The sequence below is a fragment of the Mycobacterium sp. IS-1742 genome (genome assembly GCF_001500125.1).
In the GTDB taxonomy this organism is placed as follows: domain Bacteria; phylum Actinomycetota; class Actinomycetes; order Mycobacteriales; family Mycobacteriaceae; genus Mycobacterium.
The window spans coordinates 174279-189187 of sequence record NZ_LQIV01000044.1; the positions used below are offsets into that span (position 1 = coordinate 174279).

Annotated in this window: 11 protein-coding genes; 6 read left to right on the top strand and 5 right to left on the bottom strand. The window is 69.0% G+C overall.

Features of this window, described 5'->3' with window-relative positions; all coding sequences use genetic code 11:
- Positions 1-6: 6 nt before the first annotated feature.
- A complete protein-coding gene (gene pgi / locus AU196_RS23850; protein ID WP_502687286.1) occupies positions 7-1659 on the bottom strand; it encodes a glucose-6-phosphate isomerase in 1653 nt (550 codons plus the stop codon).
- Positions 1660-1721: 62 nt separating this feature from the next.
- Here pgi and AU196_RS23855 point away from each other — a divergent pair, with 62 nt between their 5' ends.
- Positions 1722-3170: an NAD-dependent succinate-semialdehyde dehydrogenase gene (locus AU196_RS23855; RefSeq protein ID WP_059097548.1), complete on the top strand. Its 1449-nt coding sequence runs from the start codon at positions 1722-1724 to the stop codon at positions 3168-3170.
- 108 nt (positions 3171-3278) lie between these two features.
- Entirely contained in the window at positions 3279-5348 is a 2070-nt protein-coding gene (locus AU196_RS23860; RefSeq protein WP_059097601.1) for an SGNH/GDSL hydrolase family protein, read from the top strand.
- 63 nt (positions 5349-5411) lie between these two features.
- On the opposite strand, the gene AU196_RS23865 is transcribed toward AU196_RS23860, so the two are convergent.
- Positions 5412-5708 carry a chorismate mutase gene (locus AU196_RS23865; protein WP_059097549.1) on the bottom strand — a complete coding sequence of 99 codons (297 nt, stop codon included), beginning with the start codon at positions 5706-5708 and terminating at the stop codon, positions 5412-5414.
- Between the two features lie 198 nt (positions 5709-5906).
- Here AU196_RS23865 and pcrA point away from each other — a divergent pair, with 198 nt between their 5' ends.
- The gene (gene pcrA / locus AU196_RS23870) at positions 5907-8267 is read left to right on the top strand and encodes a DNA helicase PcrA (protein WP_059097550.1); all 2361 of its coding nucleotides are present in this window, start codon (positions 5907-5909) and stop codon (positions 8265-8267) included.
- On the opposite strand, the gene AU196_RS23875 is transcribed toward pcrA, so the two are convergent.
- Together AU196_RS23875 and AU196_RS23880 are read right to left on the bottom strand one after the other, a co-directional pair.
- Positions 8264-8920: a hypothetical protein gene (locus tag AU196_RS23875; RefSeq protein ID WP_059097551.1), complete on the bottom strand. Its 657-nt coding sequence runs from the start codon at positions 8918-8920 to the stop codon at positions 8264-8266. The two genes, pcrA and AU196_RS23875, sit on opposite strands and share 4 nt — an antisense overlap.
- Positions 8921-10003, bottom strand: coding sequence for a M23 family metallopeptidase (locus AU196_RS23880; RefSeq protein WP_059097552.1), 1083 nt, complete (start codon positions 10001-10003; stop codon positions 8921-8923). It lies immediately after the preceding gene.
- 263 nt (positions 10004-10266) lie between these two features.
- Between AU196_RS23880 and sucC the strand changes: the two genes are divergently transcribed.
- The 3 genes from sucC to AU196_RS23895 all read left to right on the top strand — a co-directional run bounded on the left by sucC (position 10267) and on the right by AU196_RS23895 (position 14027).
- Complete coding sequence (gene sucC, locus AU196_RS23885) at positions 10267-11430, top strand: ADP-forming succinate--CoA ligase subunit beta (protein ID WP_059097553.1); 1164 nt, start codon at positions 10267-10269, stop codon at positions 11428-11430.
- A 12-nt stretch (positions 11431-11442) separates the two neighbouring features.
- Complete coding sequence (gene sucD, locus AU196_RS23890; RefSeq protein ID WP_059097554.1) at positions 11443-12345, top strand: succinate--CoA ligase subunit alpha; 903 nt, start codon at positions 11443-11445, stop codon at positions 12343-12345.
- 122 nt (positions 12346-12467) lie between these two features.
- On the top strand, positions 12468-14027 hold the full coding sequence (locus tag AU196_RS23895; RefSeq protein ID WP_059097555.1) for an acetyl-CoA acetyltransferase: 1560 nt from the start codon (positions 12468-12470) through the stop codon (positions 14025-14027).
- On the opposite strand, the gene AU196_RS23900 is transcribed toward AU196_RS23895, so the two are convergent.
- Positions 14028-14876: an LLM class F420-dependent oxidoreductase gene (locus AU196_RS23900; RefSeq protein WP_059097556.1), complete on the bottom strand. Its 849-nt coding sequence runs from the start codon at positions 14874-14876 to the stop codon at positions 14028-14030.
- Between the last annotated feature and the right edge of the window lie 33 nt (positions 14877-14909).

Consider the following 14909-nt stretch of genomic DNA (forward strand, 5'->3'; position numbering starts at 1 on the left):
GCGTGCTCAGGCGGTGCGGCCGCGTTCGGTGCGGTAGCGACGGACCAGGGCGTCGGTGGAGCTGTCGGTTTGTTCGGCCGGGGAGTCGTCGGCGGTGAGGACGGGCAGGAGGGCCTTGGCCTGGGTCTTGCCGAGTTCGACGCCCCACTGGTCGAAGCTGTCGATGCCCCAGATGACGCCCTGGGTGAAGACCTGGTGTTCGTAGAGGGCGATGAGTTGGCCGACCACCGACGGGGTGAGCTTGGTGGCGAGGATCGACGTGCTCGGCCGGTTGCCCGGCATCACCTTGTGCGGCACCACATCTGACGGTGTGCCCTCACCGGCGATCTCCTCGGCGGTCTTGCCGAACGCCAGCACCTGGGTCTGGGCGAAGAAGTTGCTCATCAGCAGGTCGTGCATGCTGCCGGTGCCGTCGGCGGTGGGGAGGTCGTCGGTGGGTTGGGAGAACCCGAGGAAGTCCGCGGGGATCAGGCGGGTGCCCTGGTGGAGCAACTGGTAGAAGGCATGCTGGCCGTTGGTGCCGGGTTCGCCCCAGAAGATCTCGCCGGTGTCGGTGGACACCGGGGTGCCGTCGGCGCGAACGGATTTGCCGTTGGATTCCATGGTCAGCTGCTGCAGGTAGGCCGCGAAGCGGGCCAGGTCGTTGGAATAGGGCAGCACGGCCCGGGATTGGGCGTCGAAGAAATTCGCGTACCAGACCCCGATCAGACCGAGCAATGCCGGCGCGTTGGATTCGAGAGGCGCGGTGCGGAAGTGCTCGTCGACCAGATGGAACCCGGCCAGGAACTCGGCGAAGCGCTCGCGGCCGATGACGGCCATCACGGCCAGCCCGATCGCGGAGTCCACCGAGTAGCGGCCGCCGACCCAGTCCCAGAAGCCGAACATGTTGTCGGTGTCGATCCCGAACTCGTCGACCAGCTTCTCGTTCGTCGACACCGCGACGAAGTGCTGGGCGACCGCGGCGTCGCCGAGGGCGTCGGTGAGCCAGCGGCGCGCCGCGGTGGCGTTGGTCAGGGTCTCCAGGGTGGAAAACGTCTTCGACGCGACGACGAACAGCGTGGAGGCCGGGTCGAGGCCGTCGAGTTTCGCGACCAGATCGGCCGGGTCGACGTTGGACACGAACCGTGCGGTGATGCCGGCGTCGGCGTAGTGGCGCAGCGCCTGATACACCATCACCGGGCCCAGGTCCGAGCCGCCGATGCCGATGTTGACGACGCATGTGATGCGCTCGCCGGTGGCGCCGGTCCACTGGCCGCTGCGCAGCCGGTCGGTGAATTCGCCCATCCGATCCAGCACTTCGTGTACGTCGGCGACCACGTCCTGGCCGTCGACGGTCAGCTGGGCGTCGCGGGGCAGGCGCAGCGCGGTGTGCAACACCGCGCGGTCCTCGGAGGTGTTGATGTGCTGCCCGGTCAGCATCGCGTCGCGTTTGGCCTCCAGCCCCGCCGCGCGGGCCAGATCCGTCAACAGCCGCAACGTCTCTCGCGTCACCCGGTGCTTGCTGTAATCGATGTACAGATCCCCCACCGACACCGTCAGCTCCGTGCCCCGCGACGGGTCCTCGGCGAACAACTCCCGCAGATGCCTCCCACCGATCTCACCGTGGTGACGGGACAACGCCTGCCAGGCAGGGGACGCGGAGATGTCGGTGAGCTGCATATGGGCGGTCATGTTTTCGACCCTAGTGCGGAGCCGTTGAATGAGGTGTAAATGATGAAGGTATGGACACCACCGCGCTGCTGAACTCGGTTCCCACCGGACTGTGGATCGGTGGTGAGGAACGGCAGGCCACATCGACGTTCAACGTGCTGGACCCCAGCAACGACGAGGTGCTGGTGGCCGTCGGGGACGCGACCGCCGAGGACGCCGTCGCCGCACTGGACGCCGCGTGCGCGGCGCAGGCCGAATGGGCCGCCACCCCCGCGCGCCAACGGGGCGAGATCCTGCGCTCGGTGTTCGAGACGATCACCGAACGGGCCGACGACATCGCCGCGCTGATGACCCTCGAGATGGGCAAGGTGCTCGCCGAGAGCAAGGGTGAGGTCACCTACGGCGCCGAGTTCTTCCGCTGGTTCGCCGAAGAGGCCGTCCGCATCGGCGGGCGGTTCACGCCCAGCCCGGCGGGCACCGGCCGCATCATCGTCACCAAACAGCCCGTCGGGCCCTGCTATGCGATCACCCCGTGGAACTTCCCGCTCGCGATGGGCACCCGCAAGATGGGCCCGGCGTTCGCCGCGGGGTGCACGATGATCGTCAAACCCGCGCAGGAGACGCCGCTGACGATGCTGTACCTGGCCAAGCTCATGGCCGAGGCGGGGCTGCCCAAGGGCGTGTTGTCGGTGTTGCCGACCAGCAGCCCCGGTCCGGTCACCGAGGCGCTCGTGGACGACGGCCGGCTGCGCAAACTGACCTTCACCGGCTCGACCGGGGTGGGCAAGTCGCTGGTGAAACAGTCGGCGGACAAGCTGCTGCGCACGTCGATGGAACTGGGCGGCAACGCGCCCTTCATCGTGTTCGACGACGCCGACATCGACGCCGCCGTCGACGGCGCGATGCTGGCCAAGATGCGCAACGGCGGCGAGGCGTGCACCGCCGCCAACCGCTTCCACGTCGCCAACGCCGTGCGCGAGGAGTTCACCGAGAAGCTGGTCAAGCGGATGAGCGAGGTGACGCTCGGCAACGGCCTCGACGAATCCGCCACGCTCGGGCCGTTGATCAACAACAAGCAGCTGCAGAAGGTGACCGAACTGGTCTCCGACGCGGTCTCGCGCGGCGCGGCCGTCGCGGTCGGCGGCGTCGCCCCCGGCGGGCCGGGGAACTTCTACCCGGCCACGGTGCTCACCGACGTCCCGGCCGACGCCCGCATCCTCAAGGAGGAGGTCTTCGGCCCCGTCGCCCCGATCACCGGATTCGATACCGAGGAGGAGGGCCTCGCCGCGGCCAACGACACCGAATACGGTCTGGCGGCCTACATCTACACCCGGTCGCTCGACCGTGCGCTGCGCGTCGCCGAGGGTATCGAATCCGGCATGGTCGGCGTCAACCGCGGCGTGATCAGTGATGCCGCCGCACCGTTCGGCGGCATCAAGGAGTCGGGCTTCGGCCGCGAAGGCGGCACCGAGGGCATCGAGGAGTATCTCGAGACGAAGTACATTGCGCTAACGCGTTAGCGCGGACATCGCTTTTGACCAAGTAATCCCCAGGCGCGCCTTCGCGATTCGGCGCCGCGCCGCCCATAGAATTCCTTGCTCGGAACAGATATGGGAGGCGCCGGAGACGTGACTGCCGTGACTGCGGCGCCGGTCCGCGTTGGCGCACGCCGCCGCTGGGTCGCGCCGGTGGCGGGCAGGACGCGGCGCGGGACCGCCGGCCGCCGCGAGATCCGGGCGCTCGACGGTGTCCGCGCCGTCGCCGTGGCCCTCGTACTCGCCGATCACGGCGGTGTGCCCGGCGTCTCGGGCGGCTTCCTCGGCGTCGACGTCTTCTTCGTCCTCAGCGGATTCCTGATCACCTCGCTGCTGCTCGACGAACTCGGCCGCACCGGCCGGATCGATCTGCGCGGCTTCTGGATCCGGCGGGCCCGGCGCCTGCTGCCCGCCCTGCTCGTGATGGTGCTGACGGTGGTCGCCGCGCGGGTGTTCTTCCCGCCGGACGCCGTCACCACCCTGCGCGACGACGCCGTCGCCGCCTTCTTCTGGGTGGCCAACTGGGCATTCGTCGCGCAGCAGACCGACTACTTCTCCCAGGGCAGCCCGCCGTCCCCGCTGCAGCACACCTGGTCCCTCGGTGTGGAGGAGCAGTTCTACCTCGTGTGGCCGCTGCTGCTGGTGGCCGTCGTCGGGGTGCTGGCGTTGCGGCGCTCGGCGCCCACGGTGCGGGCCGTGCGCTGGGGGGTGTTCGGGTTGGCCGCGGTCGGCGCGGCGGCGTCCGCGGCGGCCGCGGTGCTGATCACGTCGGAGGCGGGCGACGCGGCGGCGAACCGGGTCTACTTCGGCACCGACACCCGGGTGCAGGCCCTGCTGATCGGCGCGGCCGCGGCGGCGCTGCTGGTGCGGGACTGGTCGACGGTCACGATGGGCACCCCGATCCGTGCGCGGTGGGGGCGTTGGGCGGCGCGCGTGCTGTCGGTGGCCGGGCTGGCCGGCCTGGCGGTGCTCGCGCACCGGGCGACGGGGGCGCCCGCGGAGTACCGGATGGGCCTGTTCACCGCTGCCGCGGCGGCGGCCGTCCTGGTCGTGGCCACCGTGGCGCTCGACCAGCGCGGACCGGTCGCACGACTGCTGGCCTGCGGCCCGCTGGTGTGGCTGGGCGCGATCTCCTACGGCGTGTACCTGTGGCACTGGCCGATCTTCCTGTTCCTCAACGGCGAACGCACCGGGTGGACGGGCTGGCCGCTGCTGGCCGCCCGCTGCGCGGCGACGCTCGCCGTGGCGGTGCTGAGCTACTGGCTGCTGGAACGGCCGATCCGTCAGTGGCGGCCCGCGACGGTGCCGCAGCTTCCCCTGGCGCTGGCCACCGCGGCGACGAGCGCCGTCGTGACGATCTCGGTGGTACCCGTCGGCGGCCACGCCGGCGACGACGTGCCTCCCGGCGCCCTGCTCGACATCAACTCGGCCGCGGCGGTGCTGCCGGAGCGGGCGATCCCCGTCGGCGCCGCCGGTGTGCAGCGACCGCCGGGCACCCGCAGCGTCGCGGTGTTCGGCGATTCGGTGGCGTGGACGCTGATGCGCTACCTGCCGGAGACGCCGGGCCTGCACTTCACGAACTACACGACCATCGGCTGCGGCATCGCCCGCGGCGGCCCCTACAAGACGACCGGTCAGACCCTGACGCAGAAGCCGGAGTGCGACACCTGGCCGAGCCGGTGGGCCCAGCGCATCGATCACGACCGGCCCGACGTCGTGCTGCTGATGGTGGGCCGGTGGGAGCTGGTCGACCGGATCAACGAGGGCAGGTGGACCCACGTCGGCGACTCCACCAACCACCGAGCCTACGACGGTTACCTGCGCGGGGAGCTGAACCGGGCGCTCGACATCCTGGGCTCGACGGGCGCACGCGTGGTCGTCACCACCGCGCCCTACAACCGGCGCGCCGAACAGGCCGACGGCAGCCTCTACCCGGAGGACGACCCCGACCGGGCCGATGCGTGGAACGACCTCGTGCGGGAGGTCGCCGCGCCACGGCGCAACGTGACGGTGCTCGACCTCAACGACAAACTCTCACCCCGCGGCTACTACACGAACTGGGTGGAGGGCATCCGGATGCGCGACGACGGCGTCCACCCGACCAGGGAGGCCGTCGAATGGCTGACGCCCTGGCTGACCGAAGCGCTCGCCGCCGCGAAATAGCATTCCCTGTCGTCAAGCGCGCCGCTTGGCAGCAGGGAATGCTGTTTCGCGGGTGGGTAATCGCTAGTGGCCGAGGCGGCCGCGGCCCAGGCGCAGCAGCAGCATCGCCAGGTCCTTGCCCTCCGGGCCGAGCACGCTGTAGCGCTCGATGACCTTCATCTCCCGGCTGTGCACCAGGCGGGTGCCGCCGGAGGCCATGCGCGCCTTGCCGATGAGCTTGGAGACCTCGGTGCGCCGCTGGACGGCGGCGAGGATGGCGGCGTCGAGCTCGTCGATCTCCTGACGCAGGGCGTCGATGTCGAGCGACTGATCCGTTTCGATGCTCATCTCTGACTCCTCGTGTGGGGGTTCTGGTCTCATCCGGTTCCGGGCCTCACACAAGAGAAGAGCCCCGGATCCGGACGCGGACCGCGGGGCTGAAGGAAGCAGCTAGACCACGGGCACCGCGGGCCGGTACCCGTAAAAAAATCGGCTCTGGTCAAGCACGGTTGTCAGTGTGCCACCTGCGGCCGTGGCAGCGCAAAGAGTGTCACCCCGCGGCGGTAAGTTGGGACAGACATGAGTGTGAACGTGACTGAACCGAGATCCCGGCGTGACGGCGGCGCCGAGGACCTCCTCGACGGCCTCAACCCGCAGCAGCGCCAGGCGGTGCTGCACGAGGGTTCGCCGCTGCTGATCGTGGCGGGGGCGGGGTCGGGTAAGACCGCCGTGCTGACCCGCCGCATCGCCTACCTGCTGGCCGCCCGCGACGTCGGCGTCGGCCAGGTGCTGGCCATCACGTTCACCAACAAGGCCGCCGCCGAGATGCGCGAACGCGTCGCCGGGCTGATCGGCCCGCGGGCGCGCAGCATGTGGGTGGCGACGTTCCACTCGACCTGCGTGCGGATCCTGCGCAACCAGGCCTCGCTGCTGCCCGGCCTGAACTCGAACTTCTCGATCTACGACGCCGACGATTCGCGACGCCTGCTGCTGATGATCGGCAAGGACATGGGGCTCGACACCAAGAAGTACTCGCCCCGCCTGCTGTCCAACGGCATCTCGAACCTGAAGAACGAGCTGATCGGTCCCGAACAGGCCGCGGCCGAGGCCTCCGAGGCCGCCGACGATCTGGCCCGTATCATCGCCGACGTCTACGCCGAGTACCAGCGCCGTCTGCGTGCGGCCAACGCGCTGGACTTCGACGACCTGATCGGCGAGACCGTCGCCGTGCTGCAACGCTTCCCGCACATCGCGCAGTACTACCGCCGCCGCTTCCGGCACATCCTCGTCGACGAATACCAGGACACCAACCACGCCCAGTACGTCCTGGTGCGCGAGCTCGCGGGACACGGGGCCCACGACACCGACGAAGACGGCGTGCCGCCTGCGGAGCTGTGCGTGGTGGGCGACGCCGACCAGTCGATCTACGCGTTCCGCGGCGCGACGATCCGCAACATCGAGGACTTCGAACGGGACTACCCGAACGCCACGACGATCCTGCTCGAGCAGAACTACCGCTCGACCCAGACCATCCTCAACGCCGCGAACTCGGTGATCGCCCGCAACGCCGGCCGGCGCGAGAAGCGGCTGTGGACCGACTCCGGCCAGGGTGAGCTGATCGTCGGCTACGTCGCCGACAACGAACACGACGAGGCCCGGTTCGTCGCGCAGGAGATCGACGCGCTGGCCGACGATGGATTCAGTTACAACGACTTCGCCGTCTTCTACCGCACCAACAACAGCTCGCGCGCGCTGGAAGAGGTGTTCATCCGGGCAGGCATCCCCTACAAGGTGGTCGGCGGCGTCCGGTTCTACGAGCGCCGGGAGATCCGCGACGTCGTCGCCTACCTGCGCGTACTCGACAACCCCGGGGATGCGGTGAGCATGCGCCGCATCCTCAACACCCCGCGCCGCGGCATCGGCGACCGGGCCGAGGCGTGCGTCGCGGTGTACGCCGAGAACACCGGCGGCAGCTTCGACGACGCCTTGCAGGCCGCCGCCGAGGGCAAGGTGCCGATGCTCAACACCCGCTCGGAGAAGTGCATCAAGAGCTTCGTCGAGATGCTCGACGACCTGCGCGGCCGCCTCGGCGACGAACTGGGGGAACTCGTCGAGGCCGTGCTCGACCGCACCGGTTACCGCGCTGAGCTGGAGGCGTCCAACGACCCTCAGGATCTGGCGCGGCTGGACAACCTCAACGAGTTGGTCAGCGTCGCACACGAATTCAGCATCGACCGGGCGAACGCGGCGGCCCTGGCCGAGGATCTGGACGAACCGGTCGACGAGGACGTCCCCGACACCGGTGTGCTCGCGCAGTTCCTGGAGCGGGTCTCGCTGGTGGCCGACGCCGACGAACTGCCCGAACACGGCGCCGGGGTGGTGACGATGATGACGCTGCACACCGCCAAGGGGCTGGAGTTCCCGGTCGTGTTCGTGACCGGCTGGGAGGACGGCATGTTCCCGCACATGCGGGCCCTGGGCGACCCCAACGAACTGTCCGAGGAACGCCGGCTGGCCTACGTGGGCATCACCCGGGCGCGTCAGCGGCTCTACCTGAGCCGCGCGAAGGTGCGCTCGTCGTGGGGGCAACCGATGCTCAACCCCGAGTCGCGGTTCCTGCGGGAGATCCCGCAGGAGCTCATCGACTGGCGGCGCACCGATCCCGAGAGCAGAAGACCCTCGTTCGGCGCACCGGTCGGTGGTGGCGCCGGACGGTTCAGCGCACCCGAGCAGCGCCGGCCCGCACCCGGACGCTCAGGGATGGGGAAGCGCCCGCTGATCGTGCTCGAACCCGGGGACCGCATCAACCACGACAAGTACGGGCTGGGCCGCGTCGAAGAGGTGTCGGGCGTCGGCGAGTCCGCGATGTCGCTGATCGACTTCGGCAGTGCCGGACGCGTCAAGCTCATGCACAATCACGCGCCGGTGCAGAAGCTCTAGCCCGGCTGCGCCCACCGTCCGGTGCTGGGCAGCAGGGTCAGCACGATCGCGGCCAGCGGCAGCACCGGTATCGCGTAGACGATCCACGGGAACTTCGCGCCGGCGACGAACAGGCTGCCGAAGATCAGCAGCCCGATGACGCAGCCGACGACGATGAGCAGCCGGCTCATCCGGCGGCGCAGCAGCAGCAGGACGAGCCCGCCGATCGACGCGGCGGCCGAGATGGTGGTGAGGAACCCGATCGCCACGCAGAACAACCGGTCGGTGCTCCACCACCCGGTGATGAGGTCGGTGGCGATCACCGCGGTGGCCCATCCGGACAGGATCGCCAGCACCGCCGCGGCGACCGCCGTGCGCGGGTCCGCGGTCAGCGCCGTCGGCGGGATCTCCACCGGACGCGGCCGCGGGATGTAGGAGGTCTGTGTCCCGTCTTCGACCGCGGGCGGTTCGATGTAACTGGTCTGCGGTTCGGCGCTCACCGTCGGCAGCCCGCCGGTCGGGTGACGACGGATGATGCCCGTCGGGGATTCGCTCGGTGGGGCGGGGGAGGCTACCGGGATCTCACCGGTCGGATGCCGGCGGATGATGCCGGTCTTCGGGTCGTGCTGAGGGGCCGGATCGTCTGGGTGGCCAGTCGAGTCAGCAGCGCTCACTCAGCCAACATAGCTGCCGGTGGCGATGCCCCGCTTGGACAGCCATCCCACCGGATCAATCCGGTTCGAACCGTCGATCATCACCTCGAAGTGCAGGTGTGGCCCGGTCGAGTTGCCGCGGTTGCCCATCGTCGCGATCTGGTCACCGGCCATGACCTTCTCGCCCATGCTCACCGACCAGGTGTTGAGGTGACCGTAGAGCGTGACCGTGCCGTCGGCGTGGCGCAGCTTGACCCACGCGCCGTAACCGGCAGTCGGGCCGACGTCGATGACGACACCGTCGGCGGCGGCGAGGATCGGTGTGCCGATCGGTCCGGCGATGTCGATACCGGCGTGCAGCACACCCCAGCGGTAACCGAATCCGGACGTCCAGACACCCTTCGTGGGCATCACGTAGAGGGGCCTCATCTGGCGCGCCTCGCGCTCGGCGCGCTCCTGGGCGAAGGCGGCGGCCTTCTGGATCTCCTCGGTGTGCACAGCGGCGTTGGCGGTCGAGGCGACCGACACGATCTGCATGCCGTCGACGGATCCGGTGATGGACGCGCCCTCGACGGTGGTCTCACCCGAGGCCAGCACCGTGTCGGTGGTGGCCGGAGCGGTGTTCTGGGTCATCGAGTAGGCGCCGGCGGCGGTCGCGCCCGCGGCCATCGCGGCGATCATCAGGCGGCTCTTGACCGGGCCCTCGGCCTCCTTGCGGTGCGCGCCGCGGCGGGCGCGGAGGTCGATGATGTCGGTGGCGGCGGTGCCGTCGCTGACATCGGTGTGGCTGTCGCGGTAGGCGCGGGACCGGCGGGAAGCGGCGGCGTCGCCCTCGACGCGGAACTGCGCGGGGATTGCCAGCCGCAGCGGGATCAGGTCGTCGGTGTCGTGCAGATCGTCGAGTTCGGGGGCGCCGATGACCTGCGCCTCGCGATCGAAGGCGGTGCTGTCGCGGAAGTCGAGGTCACCCAGGCCGCCGAACTCGTTGAACGGGATGATGTCGGTGACTTCGGCGGCGCGCTCGGCGGGAATCGAAACCGTCTGGCGCTGGCGAGCATTCGTCGAGGCTCCCTCGCGGGACCGGGACGAACGATGCGCTGCCAACCTGAAGAATCCTTTGTCGTGATCTGACCGTTACCTATCAAGACCAGATGGCACGTTAACCAAATCCCAATGAGCGTGGCAACCCGAGAGCGGGCGTGATCGAGAACTGTGAGATGGATCACGTTCGCGGCGCGGTGAGATCTCCCACATCAGCGGTGGGCGGTGACGACCGGCTCAGCCGGTGTGGATACAGTTCCCACGAGCCCCCTGGGTGCAAACCTTCCGAAATATCGTGACCGTCAACGCAGACAGACAGTGAGTCCATGGACCTTTTCGAGTACCAGGCGAAGGAGCTGTTCGCCAAGCACAACGTCCCGACCACGCCTGGCCGGGTGACCGACACCGCCGAAGACGCCAAGGCGATCGCCGAGGAGATCGGCAAACCCGTGATGGTCAAGGCCCAGGTCAAGGTCGGCGGCCGCGGTAAGGCCGGTGGCGTGAAGTACGCCGCCACCGCCGACGACGCCTTCAACCACGCGCAGAACATCCTGGGCCTCGACATCAAGGGCCACGTGGTGAAGAAGCTGCTGGTCGCCGAGGCCAGCGACATCGCCGAGGAGTACTACATCTCCTTCCTCCTCGACCGTGCCAACCGCACCTACCTGGCCATGTGCTCGGTCGAGGGCGGCATGGAGATCGAAGAGGTCGCCGCGACCAAGCCCGACCGCCTGGCCCGCATCCCCGTCGACGCCACCAAGGGTGTCGACGAGGCCTTCGCCCGCGAGATCGCCGAGAAGGGCCACCTGCCCGCCGAGGTGCTCGACGCCGCCGCGGTGACCATCGCCAAGCTGTGGGAGGTGTTCGTCGGTGAGGACGCCACCCTGGTCGAGGTGAACCCGCTGGTGCGCACGCCCGACGATCAGATCCTGGCGCTCGACGGCAAGGTCACCCTCGACGCCAACGCCGACTTCCGGCACCCCGAGCACGCCGAGTTCGAGGACCGCGACGCCACCGATCCGCTGGAGCTCAAGGCCAAGGAGAACGACCTCAACTACGTCAAGCTCGACGGGCAGGTCGGCATCATCGGCAACGGCGCGGGCCTGGTCATGTCGACGCTCGACGTGGTCGCTTACGCCGGTGAGAAGCACGACAACGTCAAGCCGGCCAACTTCCTCGACATCGGCGGCGGCGCCTCGGCCGAGGTGATGGCCAACGGGCTGGACGTCATCCTCAATGACAGCCAGGTCAAGAGCGTGTTCGTCAACGTCTTCGGCGGCATCACCGCGTGCGACGCGGTCGCCAACGGCATCGTCAAGGCACTCGAGATCCTCGGCGAGGAAGCCAACAAGCCGCTCGTGGTGCGCCTCGACGGCAACCGCGTCGAGGAGGGCCGCAAGATCCTCGCCGACGCCAACCACCCGCTGGTGGTGCTCGCGCAGACCATGGACGAAGGCGCCGACAAGGCCGCCGAGCTGGCGAACAAGTAAGGGACCTGCCACATGTCGATCTTTCTGAACAAGGACTCCAAGGTCATCGTCCAGGGCATCACCGGCGGTGAGGGCACCAAGCACACCGCGCTGATGCTCAAGGCGGGCACCCAGCTGGTCGGCGGCGTCAACTCGCGTAAGGCGGGCACGACGGTCAGCCACGTCGACAAGGACGGAAAGGACGTCGAGTTGCCGGTCTTCGGCAGCGTCGGCGAGGCGATGAAGGAGACCGGCGCCGACGTGTCGGTGGTCTTCGTGCCCCCGAAGTTCGCCAAGGACGCGATCATCGAGGCGATCGACGCCGAGATCCCGCTGCTGGTCGTCATCACCGAGGGCATCCCGGTGCAGGACACCGCATACGCGTGGGCCTACAACGTGGAGAAGGGGCAGAAGACCCGCATCATCGGCCCCAACTGCCCCGGCATCATCACCCCCGGCGAGGCGCTGGCCGGCATCACGCCCGCCAACATCACCGACTCGGGTCCGGTGGGCCTGGTGTCGAAGTCCGGCACGCTGACCTACCAGATGATGTACGAGCTGCGTGACTTCGGCTTCTCCACCGCGATCGGCATCGGCGGCGACCCGGTCATCGGCACCACGCACATCGACGCGATCGAGGCGTTCGAGAAGGATCCCGACACCAAGGTGATCGTGATGATCGGCGAGATCGGCGGCGACGCCGAGGAGCGTGCGGCCGACTACATCAAGGACAACGTCACCAAGCCGGTCGTCGGCTACGTGGCGGGTTTCACCGCCCCCGAGGGTAAGACGATGGGCCACGCCGGTGCGATCGTGTCCGGTTCGTCGGGCACCGCGTCGGCGAAGAAGGAAGCGCTCGAGGCGGCCGGTGTGAAGGTCGGCAAGACCCCGTCGGAGACGGCGCAGCTCGCCCGCGAGATCCTGCAGAACCAGTAACCACTCACGCCCAGACTGCGGCCAGATCGCGTTCCCTCCGGGGTTCGTGATCTGGCCGCAGTTTCGTCTGGGGGCACTGCGTCTATTAGCCTGCCGAAGTAACACCTGCCAGGAGGTTTGTCATGGTCGATCCGCGCACGCCGGTCATCGTCGGGGTCGGGCAGTTTACCGAACGCATCGACGACGACGGCTACCGCGGCATGTCGGCGGTCGACCTGGCCACCGAGGCCACCCGCGCGGCGCTGGCCGACACCGGCGCCGACACCGCCGCCGTCGCGCGGGCGATCGAGGTGTTCGCCGGGCTGCGGCAGTTCGAGATCTGCACGCCGTTCGCCGACCCGCCGCTCGGCGCCTCGGACAACTACCTGCGCTCGGTGGCCCGACGGGTGGGCGCCGATCCGGCGCGGGCGGTCCTCGAACCGATCGGCGGCAACGGCCCGCAGAAACTGATGACCGAGTTCGCCGGGGCGATTGCGGCCGGTGAGATCGAGGCGGCGCTCGTCGTCGGCTCGGAACCCGGCTCGACGGCGAAGTACTTCTCCAGTCGTGCCAGGGCGAGCGAAGCGACGGGGGAGAAGTTCGACAAGCCGGACTTCACCGAACACGTCGGCGGCCAGCTGGAGGACCGCGGTTACGGGTTCGAGCAGTACATGAGCGACTACACCGTCGCGCACGGACTGACGGGCGCGCCCGTCCAGTACGGGCTGCTCGACAATGCGCGGCGCGCGGCCCGGGGTCTCGGGGTCTCGGGGTACCGGCGGGAGATGGCCGAACTGTTCGCCCCCTTCTCGGCGGTGGCCGCGAAGAACCCGTACTCGTCCTCACCGGTTGAGCGCTCGGTCGACGAGATCGTCACGGTCACCGACGAGAACCGGATGATCTGCGATCCGTACCCGCGGCTGCTCGTCGCCCGCGACACCGTGAACCAGGGCGCGGCCGCGATCGTCATGTCGGTGGAGGCGGCCCGCCGGCTGGGGGTGCCCGAGGAGAAGTGGGTCTACCTGCGCGGGCACGCCGACCAGACCGAACAGGCGTTGTTGGACCGCGAACACATCGGGGTCAGCATCTCGGCGAAACAGGCTGTGGCCGAAGCGCTTCGGGTGGCGGGTATCGACATCGACGACGTGGCGACCTTCGACCTGTACAGCTGCTTTCCGTTCCCGGTGTTCGCGGTGTGCGACGAGTTCGGGCTCGACGCCGACGATCCGCGCGGTCTGACACTCACCGGCGGGCTGCCGTACTTCGGCGGGCCGGGGAACAGCTACTCGCTGCACGCGATCGCCGAGACCGTCGTCGCGATGCGGGACACCCCGGGTGCGTTCGGGCTCGTCGGCGCCAACGGCGGTGTGATGAGCAAGTATTCGGTCGGCGTGTACTCGACCGAACCCGCCGACTGGGCCGCCGACCGGAGCAAGGAGTTGCAGGCCGACATCGCCGCACTGCCGACGGTGCCGGTGGCCCGTCACGTCGACGGCCGCGGCACCGTCGAGACGTATACGGTGCGCTACGACTGGCCGGTGCGCACCGGCATCGTCATCGGCCGCCTCGACGAGGACGGGTCGCGGTTCATGGCCATCACCGAGGACGAGGACCTCGTCGCGCTGATGAGCGACGGCGATCCGCTCGGCGCGGCGATCGAGGTGCGCGCCGACGGCGACAGGAACCGCGCGACGTTGGCGTAGCTACACCAGCGCCGACAGCTTGCCCGCCAACCGCTCGACGTACGCCGCCACCTCGGCCTCGCCCTTGTCGGGCAGCCCGAACAGCACCTCGGTCACCCCGAGCTCCCGCCAGCGCGCCAGCTTGTCGGGGTCCGGCTTGAAGTCCAGCGCGACGATCTGCGGGGCGCCGTCGCGACCGGCCGCGGCCCAGGTGTCCTGCAGCAGTTTCACCGGGGCGTCGATGTCGAAGTCGCGCGGTGTGGTGATCCAGCCGTCCGCGGACTTCGCGATCCACTTGAAGTTCTTCTCCGTGCCCGCCGCGCCGACGAGCACGGGGATGTGGGACTGCACGGGCTTCGGCCACGCCCACGAGGGCCCGAAGTTCACGAACTCGCCCTCGTAGGACGCCTCCTCCTGCGTCCACAGCGCCCGCATCGCCTCCAGATACTCCCGCAGCATGGTGCGCCGGCGGCCGGGCGGCACCTTGTGGTCGGCGAGTTCGTCGGTGTTCCAACCGAATCCGACACCGAGGCTGACGCGGCCACCCGACAGATGATCGAGCGTCGCGATCGACTTCGCCAGCGTGATCGGATCGTGTTCGACCGGCAGCGCCACCGCCGTGGACAACCGCACCCGCGACGTCACCGCGCACGCCGTGCCGAGCGACACCCACGGGTCGAGCGTGCGCATGTATCGGTCGTCGGGCAGCGTCTCGTCGCCCGTGGTCGGGTGGGCGGCCTCGCGCTTGATCGGGATGTGGGTGTGCTCGGGCACGTAGAAGGTGCGGAAGCCGTGATCGTCGGCCAATTTTGCGGCCGTGGCCGGGGCGATGCCGCGGTCGCTGGTGAAGAGTACGAGCCCGAAGTCCATGCACGAATTAGAACGTGTTCTAGTAAGAAGGGC

Coding starts and splice junctions, on each gene's coding strand:
- pgi (WP_502687286.1), bottom strand. CDS start 1,659: ATGCAGCTCACCGACATCTCCGCGTCCCCTGCCTGGCAGGCGTTGTCC.
- AU196_RS23855 (WP_059097548.1), top strand. CDS start 1,722: ATGGACACCACCGCGCTGCTGAACTCGGTTCCCACCGGACTGTGGATC.
- AU196_RS23865 (WP_059097549.1), bottom strand. CDS start 5,708: ATGAGACCAGAACCCCCACACGAGGAGTCAGAGATGAGCATCGAAACG.
- pcrA (WP_059097550.1), top strand. CDS start 5,907: ATGAGTGTGAACGTGACTGAACCGAGATCCCGGCGTGACGGCGGCGCC.
- sucC (WP_059097553.1), top strand. CDS start 10,267: ATGGACCTTTTCGAGTACCAGGCGAAGGAGCTGTTCGCCAAGCACAAC.
- sucD (WP_059097554.1), top strand. CDS start 11,443: ATGTCGATCTTTCTGAACAAGGACTCCAAGGTCATCGTCCAGGGCATC.
- AU196_RS23895 (WP_059097555.1), top strand. CDS start 12,468: ATGGTCGATCCGCGCACGCCGGTCATCGTCGGGGTCGGGCAGTTTACC.
- AU196_RS23900 (WP_059097556.1), bottom strand. CDS start 14,876: ATGGACTTCGGGCTCGTACTCTTCACCAGCGACCGCGGCATCGCCCCG.